Source organism: Streptomyces filamentosus, from assembly GCF_014654895.1.
Classification (GTDB): domain Bacteria; phylum Actinomycetota; class Actinomycetes; order Streptomycetales; family Streptomycetaceae; genus Streptomyces; species Streptomyces filamentosus.
This window is the reverse complement of record NZ_BNBE01000002.1, coordinates 1,769,749-1,792,962: the sequence shown is the minus strand read 5'-3', so window position 1 is coordinate 1,792,962 and position 23,214 is coordinate 1,769,749. Positions and strand designations below refer to the sequence as shown.

The 23,214-nt window shown below is 70.4% G+C and carries 26 protein-coding genes; 21 read left to right on the top strand and 5 right to left on the bottom strand.

The window, feature by feature from the left end; genetic code table 11:
- Window positions 1-106: 106 nt before the first annotated feature.
- Together IE326_RS27080 and IE326_RS27075 are read right to left on the bottom strand one after the other, a co-directional pair.
- Window positions 107-607, bottom strand: a complete 501-nt coding sequence (locus IE326_RS27080; RefSeq protein WP_190043379.1) for a hypothetical protein — start codon at window positions 605-607, stop codon at window positions 107-109.
- A gap of 198 nt (window positions 608-805) precedes the next feature.
- Window positions 806-1,615, bottom strand: a complete 810-nt coding sequence (locus tag IE326_RS27075; RefSeq protein ID WP_190043378.1) for a GNAT family N-acetyltransferase — start codon at window positions 1,613-1,615, stop codon at window positions 806-808.
- Window positions 1,616-1,869: 254 nt separating this feature from the next.
- On the opposite strand from IE326_RS27075, the gene IE326_RS27070 reads away from it, so the two are divergent.
- The 8 genes from IE326_RS27070 (at window position 1,870) to IE326_RS27035 (ending at window position 10,995) form a co-directional block, all read left to right on the top strand.
- Complete coding sequence (locus IE326_RS27070; protein ID WP_190043377.1) at window positions 1,870-2,454, top strand: hypothetical protein; 585 nt, start codon at window positions 1,870-1,872, stop codon at window positions 2,452-2,454.
- A gap of 149 nt (window positions 2,455-2,603) precedes the next feature.
- Window positions 2,604-3,260 (top strand): GNAT family N-acetyltransferase, encoded by a 657-nt coding sequence (locus IE326_RS27065; protein WP_190043376.1) that lies wholly within the window; start codon window positions 2,604-2,606, stop codon window positions 3,258-3,260.
- 86 nt (window positions 3,261-3,346) lie between these two features.
- On the top strand, window positions 3,347-3,847 hold the full coding sequence (locus tag IE326_RS27060; RefSeq protein ID WP_190043375.1) for a hypothetical protein: 501 nt from the start codon (window positions 3,347-3,349) through the stop codon (window positions 3,845-3,847).
- Between the two features lie 110 nt (window positions 3,848-3,957).
- Entirely contained in the window at window positions 3,958-6,006 is a 2,049-nt protein-coding gene (gene ligA / locus IE326_RS27055) for an NAD-dependent DNA ligase LigA (protein ID WP_190043374.1), read from the top strand.
- A 191-nt stretch (window positions 6,007-6,197) separates the two neighbouring features.
- Window positions 6,198-6,530, top strand: a complete 333-nt coding sequence (locus IE326_RS41590; RefSeq protein ID WP_007490353.1) for an HU family DNA-binding protein — start codon at window positions 6,198-6,200, stop codon at window positions 6,528-6,530.
- 121 nt (window positions 6,531-6,651) lie between these two features.
- The gene (locus IE326_RS27045; protein WP_190043373.1) at window positions 6,652-7,239 is read left to right on the top strand and encodes a hypothetical protein; all 588 of its coding nucleotides are present in this window, start codon (window positions 6,652-6,654) and stop codon (window positions 7,237-7,239) included.
- A gap of 174 nt (window positions 7,240-7,413) precedes the next feature.
- Window positions 7,414-8,916: a DNA cytosine methyltransferase gene (locus IE326_RS27040; protein WP_190043372.1), complete on the top strand. Its 1,503-nt coding sequence runs from the start codon at window positions 7,414-7,416 to the stop codon at window positions 8,914-8,916.
- Window positions 8,917-9,201: 285 nt separating this feature from the next.
- Window positions 9,202-10,995 (top strand): RNB domain-containing ribonuclease, encoded by a 1,794-nt coding sequence (locus tag IE326_RS27035; RefSeq protein ID WP_190043371.1) that lies wholly within the window; start codon window positions 9,202-9,204, stop codon window positions 10,993-10,995.
- Window positions 10,996-11,131: 136 nt separating this feature from the next.
- Here the strand turns inward: IE326_RS27035 and IE326_RS27030 are convergent, their stop codons facing one another.
- Together IE326_RS27030 and IE326_RS27025 are read right to left on the bottom strand one after the other, a co-directional pair.
- Window positions 11,132-11,488, bottom strand: a complete 357-nt coding sequence (locus tag IE326_RS27030) for a WhiB family transcriptional regulator (RefSeq protein WP_190043370.1) — start codon at window positions 11,486-11,488, stop codon at window positions 11,132-11,134.
- Window positions 11,489-11,948: 460 nt separating this feature from the next.
- The gene (locus IE326_RS27025) at window positions 11,949-13,886 is read right to left on the bottom strand and encodes a hypothetical protein (protein ID WP_190043369.1); all 1,938 of its coding nucleotides are present in this window, start codon (window positions 13,884-13,886) and stop codon (window positions 11,949-11,951) included.
- Between the two features lie 317 nt (window positions 13,887-14,203).
- Between IE326_RS27025 and IE326_RS27020 the strand changes: the two genes are divergently transcribed.
- The 13 genes from IE326_RS27020 to dndC all read left to right on the top strand — a co-directional run bounded on the left by IE326_RS27020 (window position 14,204) and on the right by dndC (window position 22,849).
- A complete protein-coding gene (locus tag IE326_RS27020) occupies window positions 14,204-14,383 on the top strand; it encodes a hypothetical protein (RefSeq protein ID WP_190043368.1) in 180 nt (59 codons plus the stop codon).
- A 531-nt stretch (window positions 14,384-14,914) separates the two neighbouring features.
- Window positions 14,915-15,616: a hypothetical protein gene (locus IE326_RS27015; RefSeq protein ID WP_190043367.1), complete on the top strand. Its 702-nt coding sequence runs from the start codon at window positions 14,915-14,917 to the stop codon at window positions 15,614-15,616.
- Window positions 15,617-15,766: 150 nt separating this feature from the next.
- Complete coding sequence (locus IE326_RS27010; RefSeq protein WP_190043366.1) at window positions 15,767-16,024, top strand: hypothetical protein; 258 nt, start codon at window positions 15,767-15,769, stop codon at window positions 16,022-16,024.
- Window positions 16,014-16,424: a hypothetical protein gene (locus IE326_RS27005; RefSeq protein WP_190043365.1), complete on the top strand. Its 411-nt coding sequence runs from the start codon at window positions 16,014-16,016 to the stop codon at window positions 16,422-16,424. Before IE326_RS27010 ends, IE326_RS27005 begins: the two co-directional genes overlap by 11 nt.
- Window positions 16,425-16,593: 169 nt before the next feature.
- Window positions 16,594-16,998 carry a hypothetical protein gene (locus IE326_RS27000; protein ID WP_190043364.1) on the top strand — a complete coding sequence of 135 codons (405 nt, stop codon included), beginning with the start codon at window positions 16,594-16,596 and terminating at the stop codon, window positions 16,996-16,998.
- Between the two features lie 58 nt (window positions 16,999-17,056).
- A complete protein-coding gene (locus IE326_RS26995) occupies window positions 17,057-17,482 on the top strand; it encodes a hypothetical protein (protein ID WP_190043363.1) in 426 nt (141 codons plus the stop codon).
- Window positions 17,472-17,798, top strand: coding sequence for a hypothetical protein (locus IE326_RS26990; RefSeq protein WP_190043362.1), 327 nt, complete (start codon window positions 17,472-17,474; stop codon window positions 17,796-17,798). Before IE326_RS26995 ends, IE326_RS26990 begins: the two co-directional genes overlap by 11 nt.
- 121 nt (window positions 17,799-17,919) lie before the next feature.
- Window positions 17,920-18,327, top strand: coding sequence for a hypothetical protein (locus IE326_RS26985; RefSeq protein WP_190043361.1), 408 nt, complete (start codon window positions 17,920-17,922; stop codon window positions 18,325-18,327).
- Window positions 18,324-18,947 (top strand): RNA ligase family protein, encoded by a 624-nt coding sequence (locus tag IE326_RS26980; RefSeq protein WP_229915657.1) that lies wholly within the window; start codon window positions 18,324-18,326, stop codon window positions 18,945-18,947. The genes IE326_RS26985 and IE326_RS26980 overlap by 4 nt, the downstream gene beginning before the upstream one ends.
- A 183-nt stretch (window positions 18,948-19,130) precedes the next feature.
- Entirely contained in the window at window positions 19,131-19,739 is a 609-nt protein-coding gene (locus IE326_RS26975) for a GNAT family N-acetyltransferase (RefSeq protein WP_190043360.1), read from the top strand.
- 34 nt (window positions 19,740-19,773) lie between these two features.
- Window positions 19,774-20,211 carry a hypothetical protein gene (locus IE326_RS26970; RefSeq protein WP_190043359.1) on the top strand — a complete coding sequence of 146 codons (438 nt, stop codon included), beginning with the start codon at window positions 19,774-19,776 and terminating at the stop codon, window positions 20,209-20,211.
- Window positions 20,212-20,262: 51 nt separating this feature from the next.
- Window positions 20,263-20,985: a hypothetical protein gene (locus IE326_RS26965; protein WP_190043358.1), complete on the top strand. Its 723-nt coding sequence runs from the start codon at window positions 20,263-20,265 to the stop codon at window positions 20,983-20,985.
- A gap of 244 nt (window positions 20,986-21,229) precedes the next feature.
- On the top strand, window positions 21,230-22,849 hold the full coding sequence (gene dndC / locus IE326_RS26960; RefSeq protein WP_373310275.1) for a DNA phosphorothioation system sulfurtransferase DndC: 1,620 nt from the start codon (window positions 21,230-21,232) through the stop codon (window positions 22,847-22,849).
- A gap of 60 nt (window positions 22,850-22,909) precedes the next feature.
- Here dndC and IE326_RS26955 read toward each other — a convergent pair whose 3' ends face one another.
- Window positions 22,910-23,191: an HU family DNA-binding protein gene (locus IE326_RS26955; protein WP_007490405.1), complete on the bottom strand. Its 282-nt coding sequence runs from the start codon at window positions 23,189-23,191 to the stop codon at window positions 22,910-22,912.
- Window positions 23,192-23,214 lie beyond the last annotated feature (23 nt).

The following is a 23,214-nucleotide window of genomic DNA, read 5'->3' as shown; positions in this document are numbered from 1 at the left end:
AGCGGCGCGGCGTCGAGCCGCGACGCGGGAGGCGTCGCGCCGCCTCCCGGTCAGCGGGGTCAGAGCGACCGGGGCGTATTCATCAGGAGCGCCGGGGGCTGGAGCGTCATGCCGGCTCGGGGACCCGGTGCCGCAGGAAGACGCAGGACTGCAGGCTTGCCAGGGCCGGGTGCGCCAGGACGTTCTCCAGCTCTCCGCTCCGGCCGGTCAGTACCCACGCGAACTTCCCAGGCACCAGGTGTGCCCACATGCCGTACAGCATCTCCAATGCAACGGTGCGCAGTTCGTGGGCGCCGAGCACCACGACCAGGCGTGGCGTGCGCGTGAGTTCGGCAACGATCAGGTTCTCGGCATCCGCCAGGCGACGTGGCCGCGGGCCATGAGCACTGTCCAGGTGCAGCGCGGTGTACAGGGCCTCCACCGCCGCGGCGCGATCCCGCGGAGCCTTGGCATCGATCCACGCGACTTCCGGCGCCTCTTCGGACAGCTGTACCACCGCCCGGGTGACGGCCCCGGTGTACTGGAGTGCTTCCGGCCCTTCCACACACATGATCGCCCTCATGGTGACGATCTCCTTCAGGTCTTCGTGCAGCTCCGTGTCGAGCACCGCGGGCCTCCCCTGCCGGACGTCGTTTCACGGACGAGCCTGCACGTCGGAACAGGCCGGCGAGGGGTGAACGGTCAATGACCACCCGCACGAGGTGGCCAGCCCTTAGACTGTCCCGCGGGCAGCGCCGAACCGGGATGCTCGCACGCCCGACGCTCTCCGACCATGTCGAGGAGCGCCAAAGCGCTGATCACTGGATCAGGTGTCTTCGAGTCCATCGCTCGTCAGCCAGGCGATCCACGCGCCGTCGGGGGCTCGGCCCAGGTGAAGGTCCGGCAGGTGGCCGGCGGTGCGGGCACAGATACGGCCGTAGGCACCATGCCGATCAGGGCAGAGTTGGGCCAGGTCGCCGTCAGACAGTGCTGTCAGGTTGTCCGGAAGCTCTTGGCCCATGGCGGTCGCGCGAGCCTGTGCGCCGCGGCGCCTCTCGGCGGTGTCCACGCGCTCGGCGATCAGGCGGGCCCAGCGCAGATCGGTGTCCTCTTGGTCTCCGGCGGGGGTGTAGAGGCACTGAGGCTGCCCGTACTCCTCGAACTCGTCGACGAGCGTCATCCCGATCGACTCCAGCAAGCGGCGCGACCCTGCGTTCGCTGCCTGGGTGACCGCGACCATGGGGCCGCCCTTGGGTGCGGCCTCCGTCCACCAGCTGACGGCCGCGGCCACCGCTTCCCGCCCCAGCCCTTTACCCCAGGCAGAGGGGAGCAGCTGGTAGGAGATCTCGGCGGCGCCTTCACACCGGTGGTCGGGGCCAATGGTCACCAAGCCGACCGGCTGGTCGTCGGCTGCCCGGACGACGGTCCAGGCGCCTGCTGTCGTCGGGTACGTGGTCTGCCGCGCGGCGACGCGCTCCTCCGAGGCCGGGCCGCCGAGGTGGGCGCGGACTGTGGCATCGGTCAGCAACTGGCGTACGAGGGGAGAGTCATCTGTGGTGACCGGCCGCAAGTGGAGACGGTCGGTGCGCAGCTCGGCTGGCCACACGAGCCTCAGGGCGTCGTCGACGGAAGTCATGTCGTCAGCCTGCCAGGTGGCGGCCCGTCACTGGGCCTGCGGCGGAACACGTCCCACTGGCCGAGGGACCATGAGCAGGAGCATCGATATTGCCTAATTGGATTTACTTCGGTAGTCTCTAGGCATTCGGGCAGCGGGCTCCTCTCGCGCCCACTCGCGACGCTTGATCGAGGAGCGCGCCTTCGGCGCCACCGCCGACACCGAGAAGTGCAAAACGGAGTAATTCAGTGAACGGTTCCTGGCGCAGTGCGCCCATGCCGCAGCACGTCGCCCAGCTGCCCCGCAACACTGCGGGACGTCCAGTCCCCGGCAACGTCTCCTGGTACGAGGCGGATGACGACGGTTCGATCCTCGTAACGTCGAACGACGAGCTGGGGGGTCACATCACCTGCTCATGCACGCCGGGGCGCGGAACTCCCGCTTTCGGTGAGCAATGCCCGGTTCGGCAGCGCGAGTTCATGGTCCAGCGACTGTGCGGTCTGTGCACGAAGGGTATCGCCACCATGGAACAGCTGGCGTTCGTCGGCGAGACGGACGCCGGGTACTACCTGGAGCCGCCGCTCCATCAGGACTGTGCGGCGTATGCGCTGCAGGTGTGCCCGCGGCTTCACGCCGCCGGCGACCGCATCGAAGTCGCCCTTGCCCAGACGTACACGCTGATGGAGGACCGGATCGTAGGCATGACGGCCGGGGGCGAGCTGCGGCGCGCGAGGTTCGCCTTCGGCGATCCGGTGGCTCGACACCTGGCGGTCCTCGAATTCTACCTCGCCGTCCCGGTTGCACCCACCCGGCAGACCGGGCCGGAATGGGTGGCGAACCGAACCCAGGATGCTGCATAATTGGATTTATTCAAGTAGCGTGTGAGCATCTTCGAGAGCTGATCGCTCTCCTTCACACACCGGCCTCCTCACAGGCCGTTTCCCGGACGCCCACGTGGGCCCGGCACCGATGATTCACCCGGCGGTCTCCCGCCTTCTGGACGGAACCCATGCAGCACGACGCTTCTCCTGAACCCACACCCCCTGTACGTATCGGACGCGCCCGCTTCCGCGATCTGGACACGGTCTGTGATCTGCTGTCGCTGGTCAGCCCTGGCGAGCCGGTCCCGCGCACGGTCCCGGTGGCCCTCTCCTTGCCGCCGGGGCGGCTCACGCACGGAGACTGCCTGTGCCTGACGGCCCGACGCGGCGACCGCATCGTCGGCGTGCTGATGGCCAGCCCGCCTCACTGGACCGAGACCCACCCCCTACGCATCGAACTGGTGCGCAGCGTCCTGTACATCGGGGGTGTTGCGGTCGCGCCCGACGTCCGGGGACAGGGCATCGCCAGCGAACTGCTGCGCGCGGCCGAGCATCACAGCCGCCTCGCGGGGCTTCGCCTGCTCGTGCTGGAGCATCCGCCCGGGCTCGCCGGCTTCTACACCCGGCACGGCTACACGGCGGGGCAGGAGCGGCTGCTCGTCGCACTGCCCAACGGCATGCAGGTACGCAAGATGCCCGGGCACCAGAGTGCTGTGAAGCCCCTCGTCCCCGGGGTCGGGCTCACTGAAGTGCCGGGGGCTCCGGCAAGGGTCGTCACCGGTCTGCTTCCCGGGTGTGCGGTGCCGCCGTCCGCCCGCTACCGCCACGGCCGCCTTGTCCTTTGATCCGCCCGGCCCCGGCCGCTCACCACGCCGCCTCCCGCCTCCCGCCTCCCGCAGTCAGGCCCGTCGACTCCCGGAAGGACGCTTCCTTGATCACAACGCCCTCCCAGCACGCCGCGCTGATCGCCAGTGCACTCGCGGACGTCATCCGCAGCGGTGCCGGGCAGCACCCCGACCGCGGGGCTCTGGAGCGCATCGCAGATCTGCTCGACACGGTGGTCATCGCCTTCGTCGACGCTGAGCCGGACGCGGACGCCGTCGCGGCTCCAGCGGACGCAGTCCTCGCGCTCCAGGACGCGGAGGTCCTTGCCTCCCGGTCTCCGGCGGCCGGCCTGCCCCTGGGATTTACCGCGGCCGTCCTTGCGCCCGTCACGGGCCAAGCTCCCGAGTTGCCTGTCCCTGTCGGCGTGGCCTCCCCACAGCTCGCTGAACAGGATGCCCGGCTGCGGGCGCGGCTGGCGCTCGTTGAGGAGTGGCTGCTCGACACGCAGCACCCCGACATGGTGTCCGCGTACGCCTCCATGTCCCTCACCCTGCGCACCAAGCTGGCGCACATCGCCGCGGCCGTCGCCGTCGGCAGCCGGGCCTGACACCTCGGCTCTGCACCCTCCCTCTACGGCCCGCCGCCCGGCGGGCCGTCCCGCGGCGGCACGTTGATGCGCCGCCACATCACCACATCTCATATGAATCGGGATTCTTCATGACCACCCTTGCCTCAGAACCGGTGCTGTCCAGCCGCGACGACTACCTGGCAGCGGTCCGCCAGGCGGTCGAGGCCGCCAAGGCGTACTTCGGCGACGGGGACAGCCCGCTCGACGACGTGACCTACGACCGGCTCATCCGAGCCATCGCGGCCTGGGAAAAGGGCCACCCGCAGGACGTTGCCGCGGACTCTCCGACCGGCAAGGTCGGGGCGGGCGCGGCACCGACGGGCGATGTCCCCCACACGAAGATGATGCTGTCGCTGGACAACGTCTTCAGCCGCGAGCAGCTGCTCGACTGGGGAGCCTCGGCGGACCGGAGGCTGGGCCGCCCTCTCGCCGGTGGCTGGGCAGTGGAGGCCAAGCTCGACGGCAACGCCATCGCCGCCCGCTACGTCCGCGGCCGCCTGACCCAGGTTCTCACCCGGGGAAGCGGCAGCCACGGTGAGGACATCAGCCACGTGGGCGGCACGATCGTCGGACTGCCCGTCCGGCTGACGGAGCCGCTGACGTTCGAAGTGCGCGGCGAGGCCCTGTTTACCCGTGACCAGTTCCAGCGCGCGAACGAGGTGCGTGCCGCACACGGTGCGAAGCCGTTCGCCAACCCGCGCGCTGGGGCCTCCGGCACGCTGCGGGCCAGGGACCGCGACTACACGCTGCCGATGACGTTCTTCGCGTTCGGCGCGGTCGACCTTCCGGGAGAGACGTTCGTACCCGGGGGAGCCACGCACCTGGAGGTCCTGAAGGCGGTCGGCGATGCGGGGGTCCAGACGATCAGCGACACGCCGACCGGCAGCGTCGTGGTGGACACGCTGGCCGAGGCTGCACGGCGCGTCGAGGAGATCAGGGAACAGCGCGGCTCGCTGCCGTTCGACATCGACGGTGTCGTCGTCAAGGCCGTCAGTGCGGCTGAGCAGGCCGCACTGGGGGCCGGGAGCCGGTTCCCGTACTGGGCGGTCGCCCACAAGCTGCCGGCCGTGGAGCGCATGACCGTGCTCACCGCTGTCAGCTGGGAGACGGGCCGGACCGGCATGATCGCGCCGACCGCCGAGCTGGAGCCCGTCGAGGTGGAAGGAAGCATGGTGTCGCGTGCCACGCTGCACAACCCCGGCGACATCCGACGCAGGGATCTCCACCTGGGCGACACGGTGACCGTGCACAAGGCCGGCGATGTGATTCCCAGGGTCGAGGCCGCGGTGGTGGCCCGCAGGCCCAAGGACGCCGTGCCGGTGCCGCTGCCGGAGCGGTGCCCGAACTGCGGCGGAGAGATCGACAAGAGCCAGGAGCGGTGGCGCTGCGTCAAGGGCACCGCGTGCCGTCTGCCCGCCCTGATCGAGTACGCCGCCGGGCGCGACCAGCTCGACATCGACGGCCTGGGCGCCCGGTACGTCAAGGCCCTCGTTGACGCCGGAGCCGTCCGGGATGTCGCCGACCTCTTCACCCTCAGCACCGAACAGCTCACCGAGGCCTCCGGCAGCGCCAGGCGCGGAGCCAAGCTGGCCGAACAGATCCAGCAGGCCAAGTCACTGCCGCTCAACCGCATCCTCTGCGCTCTCGGCATCGTCGGCACCGGGCGCAGCATGTCCCGCCGGATCGCTGCCCACTTCGGAACCATGGAGGCCATCCGCCGCGCGGACGCGGCGGCCCTGCGCGAGGTGGACGGCATCGGCGCGGAGAAGGCGCCCGTCATCGTCCAGCAGCTCGCCGACCAGGGGCCGGTCATCGACAAGCTCGTGGCCGCGGGCGTCACCCTGACGGAGCCCGAGGCCGCCAGCACGGGTCAGGGGCCGCTGACCGGCAAGGTCGTGGTCGTCACCGGAAGGATGACCGGCTTCCTCGAAGGCCTCGGGCGCAGCGACATGACCGCGCTGATCCAGAAGGCCGGCGGCCAGGCGGGCAGCAGCGTCACCGCCAACACGGACTACCTCGTCGCTGCTCCGGCGGCCGGTGGCAAGCTGAGCACGAAGGCTGTCAGGGCCCAGCAGCTGGGTGTGGAGGTTCTCTCGCCGGACGCCTTCGCCGCACTGGTCATGGACTACCTCGGCTGATCCGGTGGACGCGGTGGCGGGGCGGGAGGCCGGGCTTCTCTCCCCGCCACCGCGCTCTTCCGGGGCTCACTCCACCCCTATAGATTGCTTAATTGGGTTTATTGCAGTAATCTTAGGGGAGTTGGGCGAGCGGTGGCGCCACGAGCGCCTCTTCGAGCACGCCGACTTCATGAGCAGAAACGAGAAGTACCTTGAACAAGCAGCAGCTGATCAAGGAGATCGCGGCCAACGGCAGCATCTCCACCGCCCGGGCCGCTGAGGCCCTGGAACTGGTGCTGGACACGCTGGTCCGGCGCGTCCTGGACGGCGACGCCGTCTCCGTGACCGGGTTCGGCAAGCTCCAGGCGGTCCACACCCCCGCGCGCCGCGCACGCAATCCGCAGACCGGTGAGCGAGTCCTGGTCCCCGCAGGCAGGCGGATCGTGTTCCGCCCGGGCGCCGCGTTCACCGCGATGGCGCGCGGCGAGCGCCCCGTCCCCGAGGCCGGACGCAGCGCCGCGCGCAAGAGTCCCAAGAGCGCGTAACGCCCAGTCCGTGTCGTGATCCCGCCGGGCCGGGTCTTCCGGCCCGGCGGGACCACGAACGGCGCTCCTCCTCCTCTGAGGACAACGTCAGCCGCACGCCTGTGCAGAAAGCACCGCTTCCATGACCGCCTCCGTCCACGACGCCACCACGCACGCACTCGTCTCGATCCCGGCCGCGCACCGCGGGCGCGCCACCGTCACGGCCGTCCCGGAGGAAGGCGTGCTGATCACATTCGCGCCGCGCTACCTGACCTCCGAGGAGCGCGCCGCCGTCGACCAGCATGAGCTGGGCAGCAAGGCCCGGCGCCGTGCCGAGCACAAGCTCATCACCACACTCGCCAGAGAGGCCCGCGCGGTGCGCGGCGCGTGCGAGGGGGCCTTGCGGGCCGCCGGGTACGACGTCGCCCATGAGGGGCCCGCGGACGACGTGCTGGGGCTGCTGGAGGGTTTCGTGCTGCGCTCCATGCGTGCCGTGCCGGTCGCGTACGGGCAGGCGTTCTCGTCCGCCGGACGGGCGTGGCAGTCGGGGGTCGAACACGGCTGGGACCACGCCGCCTTCGTCAGGGCGTACGGCACGGAGCACGACCGCCGCCACCCTGCCGTGCCGAGCTACCACCGTGACCAGCACGAGGCGTACGAACACGGCTGGCGTGAGGGCCGGAAGCGGTTCAACCGCGGCTGCTACACCGACAACACCCCGCGGTCCTAGGCGATGGGCCAGGCACTACGCGCCGGCCGCAGGGCCACGCACGCACCATCAGCCCGGCCAGGGGATCGGCCCCGGCCAGGCGGGCCGTCTCGCTCCGGCGCGCGTCCGAGCCGCAAGCCGGCACAGCCTGTCCGGCACGAGGTTCACGGATTCGTCCCGGCTGCGGCCGGTGAGATGCCAGATGGCGCCCGCTCCTTCGTCCGCGCCGAGGAGGACCCGGCGCTCGCCGCGTGCCGGGCCACGGCAGAGGCTTTGTCCGCGTACGCCGCTGAGCGCCCCGGGCGCGAGGCGGCGCAGTGGGCCTTCGTGGCGCAGGAGCGGGTCGCCGAGTGCACGTACCTGATTGACGAGGGGGCCAGACAGGACGAGCTCCAGGGCCTGGCCGACGCTGCCCGCGGCGAGCTCGCCGCGCTGACGCTCGGCTTGCTCGACGAGGCCGGTCCCATGACGGCCGAGCGGCTGGCGGCGCTGGACGCGGATACCCTCGCGCTCCTCACCTGGTACGCGGCGCCGTGGCCGGTTCGCTGGCTGTGGCCTCCTGACACCGATGCGCACGGGGTGGCGCTCCGGCCGCGGATCGTGAACCTGTTCCACGGCCCGGGCGGCTGGAGCGAGGGGATCCGCCGTGTGCTGGGGGCGGACGTCGACATGATCGGCGTCGACCTGGACCCCGGCGCAGCCGCTACCGCGAATGCCGCCGGACACCTGTGCATCGTCGCCGACATCGCTGCCCTGGACCCTGAACACCCAGCGCTTCAGTGGGTCGTCGGTGTCATCCTCTCCCCGCCGTGCCAGGCATTCAGTCCCGCAGGGCGCCGCCGGGGGCACGAGGTCGCGGCGATCGAGCTGGTCTGCTCGGTGATCCGGTCCGTGGGAGGCGCGGCCGGCTACTTGCAGACCGTGCACGCCGACGGGTCCGATGCCGGGTGCGCCCCGCGCTCGGGTGAGACGTGGCCCGAGGTACGAGCCCGGCTCGCCGGCCTCGAGGACGAGCGGGCCGGGCTGATGGCCGAGGCGGCCATCTGGCCGCTGGCCATGCTGTGCAGCAACGGATCGGTCGAGTGGGTCGCCGTCGAGCAGTCCAGCGCCCTACCGGCCGAGATCGAGGAAGCGATCTTCTTCGAGTTCGAGCAGGCCGGATGGCGTACCACGGAGGCCATGACCTTGGACTCCGTGGAGCACGGGTCGCCCTCGCACCGCAAGCGGCGCTTCCTGACCGCCTACCGCAACCAGACGCCTGTCATCAGCGTTCATCCCGAAACGCCCTTCCCTGTAACGACATTCGCCCAGTGCGTCGGCTGGGGGCCGGGACGCCGGGTCAACACCCGGGGGCAGCGCGGGATCGACCCGCGCACCGGCCGCCCCAAGGGCGGCGGCGGCTTCTCCGCGGACCGGCCCTCGAACTGCGTGACGGCTACGGCCTACGGCTGGAAGGACGAGGACAGCGGACAGCGTATCCACCAGAACGACATCGGCCGTCTGGTCGGCTTCCGCAGCGACTACCCGTGGACCCATATCGGGCGCGGCGAAGGCATCAGGACCCGAGCCCAGCAGGCCGCCGATGTGGTGTGCCCGATGACCGCAGCGGCCGTGATCGGCCGCGTTCTGAACCTACACTGGGAGGAGCAGACCCGCACATACGTCACCAAGCTGTACGACACCGCCGGACCCGCGTAAACCCCCGGTTCCACGGGCTCGCGCGGCCCTATAGACAGCACCAACTTGCCCAAAACCTCTATGTTCAGCCGCAGTTGCTTTTCCTCTTCAGGATCGTCGGCTGGTGCGCTTCTGCCGATGCCCGGCCAACTGCGCCCGCTGTTCGGCATCATGCGAAGTACCTCGTTGGTGCGCCTGCCTTGCACCGGCGCCCGACGACACTGTGTGGCCCAGGAAGGAACTCCTCTTTTGTCCCGCGTTCAGTTCACCGCCGGCTCGCCCGTCGGTGCCCTTACCGACCCGGTCATGATCGACAGCAAGGAGACCATCGACCGCGACGACGCCATCGCGGTCCACCCGACGAGCGACGGATGGCGGCTGACGGTCTATGTCGCCGACGTCGCCTCCGGGGTCGCCCTGGGCAGCGACGCCGACCGCGAGGCCCTCCAGCGGCGCGAGTCGGCCTACGGCGGCTGGCGCGGCCGGGCCAAGATGCTTCCACGGCCCGTGGAAGACCGCCTGACACTGGCACCCGGGCGCGCGTGCCCGGCGTTGGCGGTGCACATGAAGATCGGCCAGGACGGATCCGTGAATCACGTCGAGGTCGAGCGGGCCACGGTGCGCGGCGCCCTGGCCATGGACCACTCCGAGGTCGCCGCCGCGGTCCGCGACTCCGGCCACCCGCTGCACGACGGTCTGCGCCAGGCCGCCGCGGTGAGCGAAGTTCTCCTCGCGCGCCGGCGGGAGCACGGGGCACTCGCCCTGTACGACCTGCTGTCCGGCTGGGCCACCGACGAGGACGGCACCGTGGTGCGGCTGGCATCCTTCGAACGGAACATCGCCTATGTGATCGTTCAGGAGTGCATGATCGCCGCAAACACGGCGCTGGCCGGGTGGGCTGCCGAACGCGACCTTCCGGTGCTCTTCCGCAACCACTCCGCCTCCAAGGTCGCCCCGCCCCGGGACACCCTGCTCCACGACCTTGACCTCGCCTTCACCGCCCGCTCCGACGCCCGGCTGGCGGCGCTGCAGCAACGCACCCTCATGACCCTCAGAGCCGCCGAGTACGCGCCGTTCATGAGCGGACACTGGGGTCTGAACCTTCCCGGCTACCTCCACGGCACCTCGCCGCTGCGACGCTATGCCGACCTGGTGGTGCAACGGATCATCCTCAGCCACCTCGACAAGACCGCCAGCCCCTACTCCGCCGACGAGCTCCACGCCGTCGCACAGGCCCTGAACGACGGCGCGCGCCAGGACCGAGAGGCCGAGAGCGAGTCGAGGAAGTCCGTCACGCACTCCCGCACACGGCGCGCCGCGGCCGCTGGCTCAGCCGACTACTCCAGGCTCGACACCGCGGCCTTCCACGCCATCCTCAAGCGAGGCTGCAAGGAGCAGATCGCCGGGCCCTCGCTCGTCGACGAGGCTGCCCGACGCGCCGCCGACCAGAAGCTCACCTCCCTGGAGCAGCAGCTCGTCTTGCTCGTCGCGAGCGGGGCCGGATGGGAGCCGGCCCGCGTCGCGTGCCTGCAAGCCATCGCTGCGTCACCGGAGACGGCCGTGTCCGTCCTCTCGGTACACGCCCAGGTCAACGGGTGCGAGCTGCCCGAGTTCACCGTCGAGGCCCGGGGCCAGGGGCACGACGCCGTCTTCCGTGCCCAGGCCTCCTGGTCCTCCGGCGACGACCAGGCCACCGGTGCCGAGCGCTCGGGCTCCACGAAGAAGGGAGCCCGCCACCAGGCCGCTCTGAGCCTGCTCGCCCGCCTGGCCGACCTGCCCGACCCCTCGCGTGATCTTGCATCCTGGGGCCGCACCGGGGCCGCACCCGCCTCGAAGGCGCTCCCGCCCGCTGAGGACCGTTCCCCGGTGTCGGTACTCAACGAGCTCGGACAAACCCAGGTCATCACCGGCCTGACGTACGGAATGTCCAGCGACGGCCCCGGCCACCAGATGGTCTTCTCGTGCACGGCACGCGCCGATATGGGCGGCCAGAGCCTGTCCGCCACCGCTTCTGCAACGAAGAAGGCAACTGCCAAGGCGCACGCGGCAGAAGGCCTGCTCACACAGATCCGTGCCGCACGGACGGATTCGCACATGTAACACCGCCGAGGGCGCCGCGGAGGCCACGAGCCACCGCGGCGCAGTGCCCGCTGCACCGGCTCAGGCCGCCGGTGCCGCTCCCTGGGCCGGCACGACCTCCCTGATCGCGCCATGGCCGGGGTGTCCGGGCGATCCCTCAACTGGCTTCGGGCAACCGCGCTCCAGGGCCCGCAACGCGCACGATGTGGGCTCGGTGTTCCTGACGTGCGGTGTCCAGTAGCCGCCGCCATGAGGTGACTGTCGGGCGACGGCGCAGCAGGGCGCGCCGCTCGCGCTCGGTCATGCCGCCCCACACGCCGTGCTCGACGCGGGTGTCGAGGGCGTGGGCGAGGCATTCCGTGCGCACCGGGCATCCGAAGCAGATCGCCTTCGACCTGTTCTGTCCCGCCCCATCGGCGAACAGTTCCTCGGGGTCGGCGGCCCGGCAGGCCGCATGATCACTCCAGTGTCCGTCCGTTCTCACCCCGGTGCCGTCCTCTCCCCGTTCTGGCATGTGCCAGCAACCTTACGCAGCGCCAGGTCAGAAGCGGTACGGCCAATCCGTGAGAGCCGACACGAACGGCGCGGGATCCGCAGCACCGTGCCGCCTGGTCCTGATACTGGTCGTCCGCTCATTCCATGTCGAGGACGTGCCGTAGCACCCGGTCGCCGTCCGCGCCGACCGTCCGGCCCTCGGCGCCGTCGAGCACATCCGCGCCTGCGCCCGGGTGCCGTCCATCGGGACGGACTCCTCGCGGGCGACGCCCGGCGGGCGTCCGGGACGCCACCAGCAGCGCCCCGGCCCAGGCCCCATCTGCACCGCGCCGGACGGGTCGACCGACTCAGGGACCGCACCGACGGCGGTCCAGCGTTGCTGCGCCGATCAGGTCGAGGACCTCTGCGGTGGGGCGCTTCGAATCGCGTCCGCCACCGTGCCGGGGTCGCCTTCCTTGGCGCCCCCGGCACGGTGCGGGTCAGGCGTCCTCTCCGAAGATGTCGTCGACCCAGGACTCGACCTCGTGCACCTCCAGTGGGAGGGTCGCCACGATGCTCAGGAACTCGTCGCCGCAGCCGGGTCGCCACCGCGGGTCGAGGTCCCTCAGCGCGGCGAGATCTGCTGTCCGAAGGGCCTGGGCCCCGGCGCGGTGGCGTTCGGCCACGTCGTGTCGCCCCGGCATCTCGTCGGCTGCGGCCAGGTAGCACTCGACGAAGGGGTCGAAGGCCGCGCGGTGTGCCGCCAGATGCCGGCGGTAGGCGGCACTGCCCACGGCGGCCTGGTTGGCTTCTTCGCCGACGAGGGTGCAGGGCTGGCCGTACCAAGTACTGATGTACCCGGTGAAGCTGTTGGGGAAGTCCCCGTCGTCTTCGAGGCTGCGGTGTCCGTCGGGAAGGCCGGCGGTGGAGTGGACGCGGTAGCTGAAGTAGGTCAGTGCCTGGACGAGCGCGCGGAAGTCGAGCACGTCGTGCGCGTGGGCGGCGAGGATCAGGTCCGCAATCGTCGGAGCGCTCTCGGTGGCGACGGCATCCGGCTTCGAGAGGCGCCACGTGTCGTGTTCGCGCCGGAGTTCAGCCGCACCGACGTCTTCGATGGCTTCGTGCACAGCGATCATGTGCGATGCGGCTTCCTGCGCCGCCCTCTGGAGTGTGCGGCGGGGGGCTGGGTGTTCTTGAGCATCGGCAAGGGGCGGGCTGGTCGCGGCGGCCAGCGCCCAGTTCAGCAGTTCGATCAGCGTGTCCACGCCCCACCACAGGGGGACCTGGTACTTCTCCAGGCCCCGGAGGTCGTCCAGTTCCTTCTGAGACAACTGGGCGCGCAGCGCGAGAGCCCCGAGTTCGAGGAGGTCGATTCCGGGAGCGTCGAGCAGCCGCTCCGTTCCGGGTGGCACCAGGCGGTCCTCGTGGGTGGAGTATTCACCGCGGGCCGTTGAGCGACGGCAGGTGCCGACCCAGCCCCCGGCGTCCCAGATCGAGGTATGGGCCGGATCGTCGAGGACCGCCTGTGCGATCTTCAGCGCGTGCGTGGCCGCGCGCCGGGTGACCGCGGTGGCCTCCAAGTCCATGAGATGGCACAGGGACTGTGCCGGGTCGGTGGCGGTCGGCTGGGGCTTGAAGGCGTTCACGGCGTCGAGTACGGCTGCTCCCGCGTCCGCCCTGCGCGGTGCGGGGCGGGCCGGCCACAGCTGCAAGGGCATGGAGAGGGCCTGCCACAGGGGGATGACGCTCAGGCTGTGCCGTCCTGCCGAGGCGTCGAGAAGGTGGGTCTTGCCGGCGTGCTCGGTGAGCATCAGGTGCACGCTGGAGTGCCGGTGGGCCACGTCCCAGAGAAGGCCGATGCGCCGCAGCGTGGCAGAGAGCAGCGTCGCCAACTCGTTCTCGGGGGTGGCGTGATCGTTGCTGGCGGGCGGGGCCGGGCGCTGCGCTGCGCTGTCGGCCGCGTCGTGCCAGGCCGAGGGCGTGGCGGGGGCGAGGTTGATGCGTGCGCCGTCGATGGCGAGCGTGACCCCGGCGGTCGCCGTGCCGGTGTTCTGGGCGGCTGCTTCCGCGCGGATGTCGATTCCTGCAGCTGTGAGGGCACGGGCCCAGCGTTCGAGTTCTCGGTCGGCGATGTGGATGGTGAGCTCGTCCGAGCGGGGCGTGATGCTGGTGATCCCGTACGGGCCGTCGGTCAGTTCGGGCCGGTGCATGCCGTACTCGCGGATGAGCGCGGTCAGGATGCGGGCCTCGGCGCGAGTCTGGGGCGTGGTGGGTTCGGGGATGAGCGGGCCGGTGTCGGAGATTTCCTGTCGGGCCGTGTCGTAGGGCTCGCGGGTGGCCCACTGCCGCCATGCCGCAAGGGTGGAGGGTCCCGGCGGCCAGTCCGGGAAGTCGAACGGGTCGTCGCGTCGGGGCGGAGCCGTGAAGTCGTCGGGCACCGAGTCTCCTTCGTCCGGGGAGGGAGCGGATGTCGCCCATAGAGGTGTGAAGGGCGGTGCCCGTGTGACATGTGGCGGGCCGATTTCTTGCGCGGCGCCCGGCCACACTCGAACTGTATTGCTTAATTGGATTGCATCATGTAATGTGTAGTTAGCAATCGGGGCGCGGCACCACGTCAGCGCTCCTCGCCGATCCCGCCCTTGCCGATGCGGGACGCGGCACACCGGCCCGCACCCCCGCGGGATCGATGACCGCCACCCCAGAGACCTCAAGGTGCGGGGTGGCGGGCCCCTTTTGACTCTGGACTGGAGCAGCCTTGGCCGTACTCAACTACCGGACCGGACCCTGGTTTCACGACGAGACCCGGCCCTTCCCGCGACGTCGCGGTGCGAACCGGCGCAACCAGCGCCGCAACGCCCGCCGTATGGCCAAGCGTGCCGACGAGCGCCTCGCCGCTGCCGAGATCCGCGAGGACCGCACGGAGATCGAGGAGTGAGTTCCGCCTACCTCATCGACGGACGGGGGCCGGTCGTCGGCGAGGCGGCGCCGGGCGGCAAACTGCACCGCGCCGTCGTCTACCGCAGTGGCCCCGCTCCCTGGGCCGGATGCGGGCGCGCCCAACGGCTGGAGACCACGTCGCTGACTCTGGCCGATGACGCAGACCCCAGCCGGTTCTGCCGGCACGCCGGGTGCATGGGTCCGCGCGCCGGCTCGTCGAGGCCGCGCCCTCCGCAGCACCGCCATACCTCCATGAACTGAACGGATCAGACAGTGCGCACTCACGACGGCCCACGAAGTCCGCAGCGGCCCTTCCTTGCCTCCGAGTTCGACGACACCTGTGAAGGATGCGGTGCCCCGCCCAGTGCGTACTGCCGCCCGAACTGCGACAGCGGCTACACCGCTGAGGACGCACGTGCCCACGCCGCACTCCTGAGCCGACGCCCGCCCGACCTCGCCTGATCTTGCAACGCCCCGCCCCGCCCCGCCCGTCACCGACGGGTCACCGCACGAACGGAACAGCATCCCCATGCCCGCGAACCCGCCGAAGCGCCTTCTCAACGATGTCCGAGCCGCCCTCGGTCTCCTCGATGAGAACGGCCCCCTCGACGCGTACCGCGACGCCTCACCCGTCGCGCTGAGCGCGCTGCAGGGCCGCGCCGTACGCGCGGTGCGCCGTCTGCGCGATGCCCTCTCCGAAGACACCGGGGGCTACGTCGACCCCATCGACTGGCGCCAGGCCCAGAAGGATCAGCAGGACGACGCACAAGGGCTTTCCCTCCTGATCGCCGACACGCTGCGCGCCCAGATCCCCGGCGCCGCCTATCTGGTGTTTCACGTCGACGACAGCTACGACGCCGAGACCGGCCGTGACCTGGAACTGCACAGCGTCCGCGCCGCCGACGGCACGGTCCTTCACACCTTCCACGATCTGCTTCCCGTCCCCGACGCAGGCCGTCACCGCGAGATCGCCCGCGCCTGGCGGGATGCACGACTCCCGCGGACCGGGCAGGACCTGGCCGGCCTCATGCAGCCGATGCGCGCCGCAGGCCTCGTGCTCGACGACTACCCCGAGCAGCTCCATCTGTACGGGCACCCCGTCCTCGGAAACGATCCCGAGCACGTGCTGTGCATGCTCTTGTCGGACTCCGCGCATCCGGAGCAGTGGGACCTCAAGGACGTTTTCGGCCCCCGGCTGCTGCGTCCGTACGGCACCCCCCTGCCCACCTGAACCAGGCCGCCGCATGCGGCGGCAACCGCTCACCGACCAACGGCCTTGCGCCCTCCATGCAGCCACGCCCCTGTGTCGCGGCATGAAGCCCCTGCCCGAACCGCCTTCCGGTGCCGCGATCCCGGCGCCCCGTACTCACACCAGAGCCACATGACCCACCAGAGCATCACTGTCCGGGCGAAAGCTGTCGTTGTCGCCGTACACGACGTCTCGCTCGCCGTACGAGTGCCCGGCGACCGTGCGCCGAGCCGCGCCGAGGCCCAGCGCCTCCTTGAGGAGCTTGGGCCGGGCGTTCTCGACGCCGCGTGCACGCCCGACACCATCGATCATCACCGACGGGCGGAAGTGCTCGACGTCCTGGACGTCCAGGTCCTCGCCGCCGGAGCGGAGGCCACCCGTGTCCTCTAAGGCCCATGGCCCCTTCGGGCGGGTAGTCCGCGTCGGTGATGAGACCGACGAGGCGTACCGCGCCCTTCTGCCGAACCCTCGTCTGCGGAGCGGACTGGCCGACTTCCTGTGCTTCCTTGTCCCTCTCGCCATCCAGGAACAGAGCCGTATGTCGGCGGAACGGATCGATGCGCTACGCGAAGAGCTCATCGACATGATCGCGGAGCACGGGGACGATCTGCAGTTCGGTGGAACCCATCAGAAGTCAGCCCGAGTCGCGCTGGCCAAGGCCCTTGCCGTCCTGGCCACCGCGGAGGGTGGCGTCATGATTCTGGGCGTCCACGCCTGTACGGCGGAGCACGAAGGCTGCCCAGGTTCCACCCGTCCGGCCGCCGACATGGGCGCGACCCAGGCCCGGTGATGCGGCACGGGGCCGCAGGGCGGGCCCGCGCCACGGCACGAGGCGGGCGCCTTTCGCGCCCACCTCTCTCGCGAATATCTGGAGAACCCACATGGCACGAGACCCTGGCAGTTCGCCGACCGCGGGGCGATCCCCCGGCAGGCCCGGAGCGACGCCGCAGGGCGTAGCTGTGCGCCCCACCCGCAGTCACACGGTTGCGCGGGCACTGGCAGCTCTGGACGTCGACCGGCTGTCCGCGTACGAGGTGAAGGGGCTGCCTACCTCCGCCCAGCCGGCCGGCTTCACACTCCGGGACACCGCGCACCCGTCCGGCGCCGTCGTTTCGGTGCTCGGCGCGTACGGTCCGGACTGGAGCGCGCTGCTGGCCAGGCTCGGGGCCCACCTGGAACAGCCCTCGGTCGGCTACACGGTGGAGGACCTCGAAGGGCTCGACGAGCACGAGGTGATGGTCCGACGGGCGAACGCGGACGAGCTGCAGGCCCGCCGAGCCCTCGAACCGCCACCGCCCGCAAAGGCACCGACCCCCTCCCGCGCAGAAGTCCTTGAGGCAGCGGGCCAGGAGAGCCTCTTCTGAGCCGGCCGCCCGCCCCGTCCCTACCACCGCATTCCGCACCCGTGATGAATCCGGACCCATGACCGTCTACTTCACCTTCATCCCCTCACGCGAAAAGCGCCCGGTGCGCCTCGATCCCTTGGAATTCGCCCCGAACCAGGCCGTCCCCGAATGGGCCCTCAAGCAGCGTGTGCGCAGGCAGCACGGCCCGACGTACTACGACGGCGTGAACCGCGCTGTCGCTCTGGCGGACCGGCCTACCGCGGACTTCCCCGACACCGATCACAGTGCCTGCCTGCTCGTGTGGAAACGCACGGCAGCGCAGCCCGTTCCCCAGCAGGACGAGGCACCGGATGAGGTGTGGGCGCTCACCCCCCGCGGCCGCGTGGTCAGAAGCCCCTGGGCCGGCACGCCCGGCCACACCCCACCGCCCGCCAGGAAGAAATCGGAAGGTCGCCATCATCATGGGAAACTCCTCGCGCCCCGGAAGCATCGTGATCCGTGAAATCGGCCACGCACCGTTCACCGTGCTCGGGGAGCAGTACGCCGTCCTGGAACTGGTCTGGAACGGCGATGTCGGCGGGTCGTTCGACCTGGTGCGCGTCAGTGACAGCACTGTGCTCACCGAGGACGAGTCCTTCGACAGCTACCCCACGGACGAACAGATCGCCGACACCCTCGCGGAGCACGACATCGACGCCGAGGTGGCGAGCTGCAGGTTCTGCCGGCAGAACGTCTTGCTGGCCACCGCGCACCGGCACGGCGGCGGCTGGGTCGGCGATGCCTGCTGCTGGGACGAACGGCTGTGTTCCACGCAGTAGGGCCAGCGCCCCGAGAACCCCGCCCGTGTCGTCGCTTCGGCCCTGGGCGCTCCCGCTCGCGGCGGTCAGGCCCGGTCTGACCGCCGCTCCGACACCACCATCACCCTCAAGGAGACCCCTCGTGACTGCCACTCGGTCCGGAGTCCGCATCGACGCCGACTCCACGACGATGAACACTGCCGTACCCGGCCCCTGGGCCCTGAAGAGGGCGGTGCTGCACGGCGAACTGGGCGGTGAACCGCACTTCGTGCGGTATGCGGCAGCCGACGGCACGGCCCTGCGAGTGATCTGCCGGGCGGCCACGGATTCCGGCACGGCGTTGCCGGCCAACGAGCTGGCCACCGCCTTCGTTCGCCGCGCGACCGGGCAGGTCCTGGCCCGGCCGCTGCGCGGGCCCGTCGTCGTGCTCGGCGCGGGCCGCGTCGGCGGGCTGTGGCGCTCCGGCGACCTCACCGACTTTCACCGCGCGCTGCTGTACTCCCTCGCCCGTGAGCGAGGCTGCCCGGGTGACTGGGAGGTCACGCTGTGACCGCCGGTCTGCCGAGGTATCCGCGTACGCCTCATCTGCCGGGGTCTCCGGGGGCGACGGACGACGACGTCTGGTGCGACTGGTCGCGTTTCGTTCCCGAGCCGGGGCGCGAGCTCGTCGCCACGCTCAAGATGGACGGGGCGAACACGACGTTGCACGCGGGCGGGATGTACGGGCGTTCCTCCACCGGGCGCAGCCGGCCGTGGCAGAGCCGGATGCGGGCCTTCGCCGCAGCGGTGTGTCCGCTGATCCCTCAGGGAGTGCGGGTGTGCGGTGAGGACCTGACGGTTGCGCATTCGATCGTCTACGAGCGGGAGCTCCCGCCGTTCATGGTGTTCTCGGTGTGGGACGGCGACGTCTGCCTGCCGTGGGACGAGACGGTGGCCTGGGCGGACATGCTCGGTCTGCCCACCGTCCCGCTGCTCGCCCGCGGACCGCGGCCGGACGAGCCGCACCGCCTACGCGAAGCCTTCGACCAGCGCACGGACGTCGAGCGGGACGAGGGGTTCGTGGTGCGCGACGCGCAGGGCTTCGCGCGAGGGGAGTTCGCCGGGCGGGTGGCCAAGTGGGTCCGCAGCGGTCATGTGCGGACCGGTGCGCGATGGCCGACCAATCACTGATTGCATAATTGGATTTACCGCAGTAGAATTGAGGTGTCGGTTGCGGCATCGGTCGCACCGTCTCTCCCGGTGCCACACCGCGCCCGCTTCGCTGCCACTTCTCAGGACACCGCATTGTCTTCTCGACGCTCCCGTTCCCCGTTCCGCCTCCGCGACGCGGGCCAGCGCGATGTGGAGGTCTTCATGGACCTGATCCGTCACGCCGATCCCGACGACCCCTCGCCGTTCCACGCGGTCCGGCGCACCCTGAGCCTCCCGCCGGAACCGCCCCTGTCCCACCAGCTCGACCTCTGTCTCATCGCCGAGGACCGGCGCGGCAAGGCCGTCGGCGCACTGGTGGCCGGCCCGCCGCAGTGGCTCATGGCGCATCCCGGGCTGCAGAACTCCTCGCTGATGCTGGACCTGGTGCACCGGATCATCATGATCCACGGGGTGGCTGTCGCACCGCGCTATCGCGGACGCGGACTCGGCCGGGCGCTGATCCGCCAGGCCGAGCAGCGCTACCGAGCACTCGGCTGGGGCCTGTCCATGCTCATCCACGCCCCGTCGCTGGCCACCTACTACGAGCGGCTGGGCTACGTGTCGCACCCGGCGCTCATGATGAATCTCCCCAGCCCGCACCCCCTCATCGGGCAGGACTTCCTCGACATGCTCACCGCGCTCAAGCCTCTGTCCCCCGACGTCCGCCTGGCCGACGTCGCGTTCGCGCCCGCGCCCGTCGTCTCCGGTGTCCTGCCCGGCAGCCAGGTGCCCGAGCACGCCTGGTTCGACGGCGCCGGGCTGTGCTACTGACCTCGCCGTTCCTACCGCCTCCGAGAGCCACCCCATGCCCAACTACGAAGCGGCCGTGCGCGTCCTGACCCAGGACGCGCTCGGCAACCAGCGCTGGAACGGCCTGACTCGCGAATGCGAATCCATGCCCACCAGCGCGTACCACGAGATGCGCAACGGCGCGGCAGCGATCGTGCAGCGCCTGGCCGGAGCCGTGAACTGGCCCCGGCTGCTGTTCGAGGCGGCCTCCCGTCACCTACGGCTTCACCCCGACCTCGAAGCCGAGGACGACCCGCACTACCCCGCCCCAGTGGACGGCGTGTGCGGCGAATGCCTTCGCGAGGCATTCCTCGCCGACGACACCGGGGCCCAGAACTGGGACGCCCGCCCCATCGCGCCCCGCGAACACCTCGACACGGACTGGCCCGCGATCGTGGCGGCCGTCTTCCGTCACCGCGCGGCAGCGCACTGGCACCCGTTCAAGGACCAGTAGCCGCCCTCACGCCCCCTCCCTCCCACCGCCTCACCTCTTCAGGAGCTTCTCGTGCCCGTCGCCCGCTACGCCCTTCAGTACGCCGCCCAACTCGCTTCCCTCCTGGGGCCGCAGTGGCGCGCGGCGAGCGCTGACTCGTCGACGTTCGCCGTACTCGAAGGCCCCGGCGTCGAATTCGACATCCGGACCACCGCACCCGTACGGGCGCACACTCCGGTCACGGTGTCGACCCGCCCGCGGGGAGATCTGGTCTGGAGCAGGCGCTCGGACTACCGCGGAGAGGCATCAGGGGTCATCGGGGCCCCGGGGCCGGTCGCCGATGAGATCCGCTCTCACATCCTGCCCGCCTGGCAGGAGCTGGTCACCGAGCTGGAGGCCCGCACGGCCCGGACGCGGGCGGCGATCCGGCACTTCGCTCCCCTCGCCGCCGAGATCACCGGGGCCACCGTCTCCTACGGCTCGCGCCCCGGTGTGGCCGACATCCGCTGGGAGGGAGGCCGCGCCGTGCTGTGGGCGAGCGACGAAGGACTCATCTCCTCCCCGTCCATCGAGATCACCAGCGCGCGTGATGCGGCCACCGTGGTCGCCGTGCTGCACAGCGCGACAGGGCACCGCACGGCGACGGCCGGACCCGGGTTCGCTGTACCCGACCACATGATGGTGCGACTGTACGAGTCACTGGACTTTTACGCCGATGCGGGCAAGGTGACCGAAGAGGAGTACCGCGACATGCGTACCGCCCTGGACGCGGTGGCGCAGATGGGGAGTGAGTGATCACGATCGCGGTCGCCTGACTGCTCGGCGGCGGTCGGAGCGCAACGTCGTCACCGTGGGGCCGCACATCGAGCACCGGAATCTCTGGATGCGCTCGGCGCCCGCGTCTGCGCCGCCTCCATAACGACGGCTGATCTCCCCCGGCCGGGGCGCTGTATTCGCGCCCCGGCCCCACGTCGACTCTCCTCCGGCATGACGGACAACGGCAGTCTGTTCGGGCCGGCTTCTACACGAAGGCTTCTTTATGCGTCCTCCTGTGCTCCTGGGCCTCTCCCCCACCCGTACCGCGCCGTTCGCCGGCCAGACCATGGGGCAGTGGCTCACCGGCATCCTCGAAGAGATCCGCGATCTGTACCGGGCGGATCAGGTGCCCTGGGTGGTGGGCTACAGCGGCGGCAAGGACTCGACGCTGTGCCTGATGCTCGTGTGGATGGCGCTGGCCGGCCTGCCTCCGGCCGAGCGCACCAAGGTGGTGCACGTCATCAGCACCGACACCGGCGTCGAGAACCCAGTGGTCGCGGCCTGGGTGAACGCCTCGCTCGACTCGATGCGGCGGGCAGCCGCAGAGCAGGGCCTGCCGATCGAGGCGCACCGGCTGACGCCGGCGGTCGAGGACTCGTTCTGGGTGTGCCTCATCGGCCGCGGCTACGCCGCGCCGAGGCCCAAGTTCCGGTGGTGCACAGAACGATTGAAGATTAAACCTTCGAATGCGTTCATCCGCGCTGTGGTGGCCGCGTTCGGCGAGGTCATCTTGGTGCTGGGCACCCGCAAGGCCGAGTCGCGGGCGCGGGCTCGGACCATGGCGCGCCACGAGAAGCGCAGGGTGCGCGACCGTCTCAGCCCCAACGGTTCGCTGCCCAACTCCCTGGTGTACTCGCCGATCGAGGACCTCAGCAACGACGAGGTGTGGGAGCTGCTCATGCAGCATCCCAATCCGTGGGGGCACAGCAACAAGGACTTGCTCACCATGTACCAGGGGGCGTCTCCGGACGCCGAGTGCCCGCTGGTCGTCGATTCCACGACCCCCTCGTGCGGCGACAGCCGGTTCGGCTGCTGGACCTGCACGCTGGTCTCCGAGGACAGGTCCATGCAGGCCATGATCAGCAATGACGCGGAGAAGGAGTGGATGCTGCCGCTGCTGGAGCTGCGCAACGCCCTGGACGTCGACGATGACCGGGATCTGAGGGACTTCCGGCGGATGAGTGGGCGGCTTCATCCGTTCAAGGGCCGTCTGGTGCACGGCGCCTATCTGCAGCAGGCCCGCGAAGAGTGGCTGCGCCGGCTTCTGGAGGCGCAGACGTGGATCCGGGCGAACGGGCCGCGGTACGTCCGGGACCTGACCTTGATCACCTTGGAGGAGTTGCGGGTCATCCGGCACGAGTGGGTGTACGTCAAGCACGAGATCGAGGACTCGCTTCCCGGCATCTACCGGTCCGCGACCGGTGAGCCGTACCCCGACCCGCCGGTGGACAGCGCCCTGGCTGTGAACGGCGCCGAGATGGTCGGCATCCTGCGCGAGGTGTGCGGGGACGACGAGCAGCAGTTCCTGATGATCCGCGAACTTCTGGGCGTAGAGCGGCGCTACCGGACGATGACGCGCCGTGCGGGTTTGTTCGACGCTCTGGAGAAGGTCGTCGGCAAGTACGCGTTCGAGGACGAGGAGGACGCTCTCGACTTCGCGCTCAGGCGTGAGCGGCATACGGCCGAGGTGCGGGACCGGCCCCGGTCCGACATCCTCGCGGCCGGCAAGTCGCAGGCGTCTCCGCCACCGGAGGAGCGTTCCCCTTCGGAGGCGGAGACGTTGGCCGCGGACCTGCGTGCCGCCGGACTGGTGCCGGCCGACACATCGTCGGATGAGCCGTAGGCCGGAACCTCATGGCGTTCGCCGTACGGCTCCGGCGCCGGGAAGGCGGCCCGGAGCCGCTCAGGCCCCCTTGGCGGCTTCCTTGAGCTTGGATCCGGCGGAGACCTTCGCGCTGTAGCCGGCCGGGATCTGGATCGGCTCGCCCGTCTGCGGGTTCCGGGCGGTGCGCGCCGAGCGGTGGGTGCGCTCGAAGGTCAGGAAGCCGGGGATGGTGACCTTCTCGTCGCCCTTGGCGACGACCTCGCCGACCGTCTCGGCGAAAGCGGTCAGGACGGCATCGACGTCCTTGCGGGCCACCGAGGCTCGGTCGGACAGTGCGGCGATCAGCTCGCTGCGGTTCATGCTGCAACTCCATGTCTCGTGAC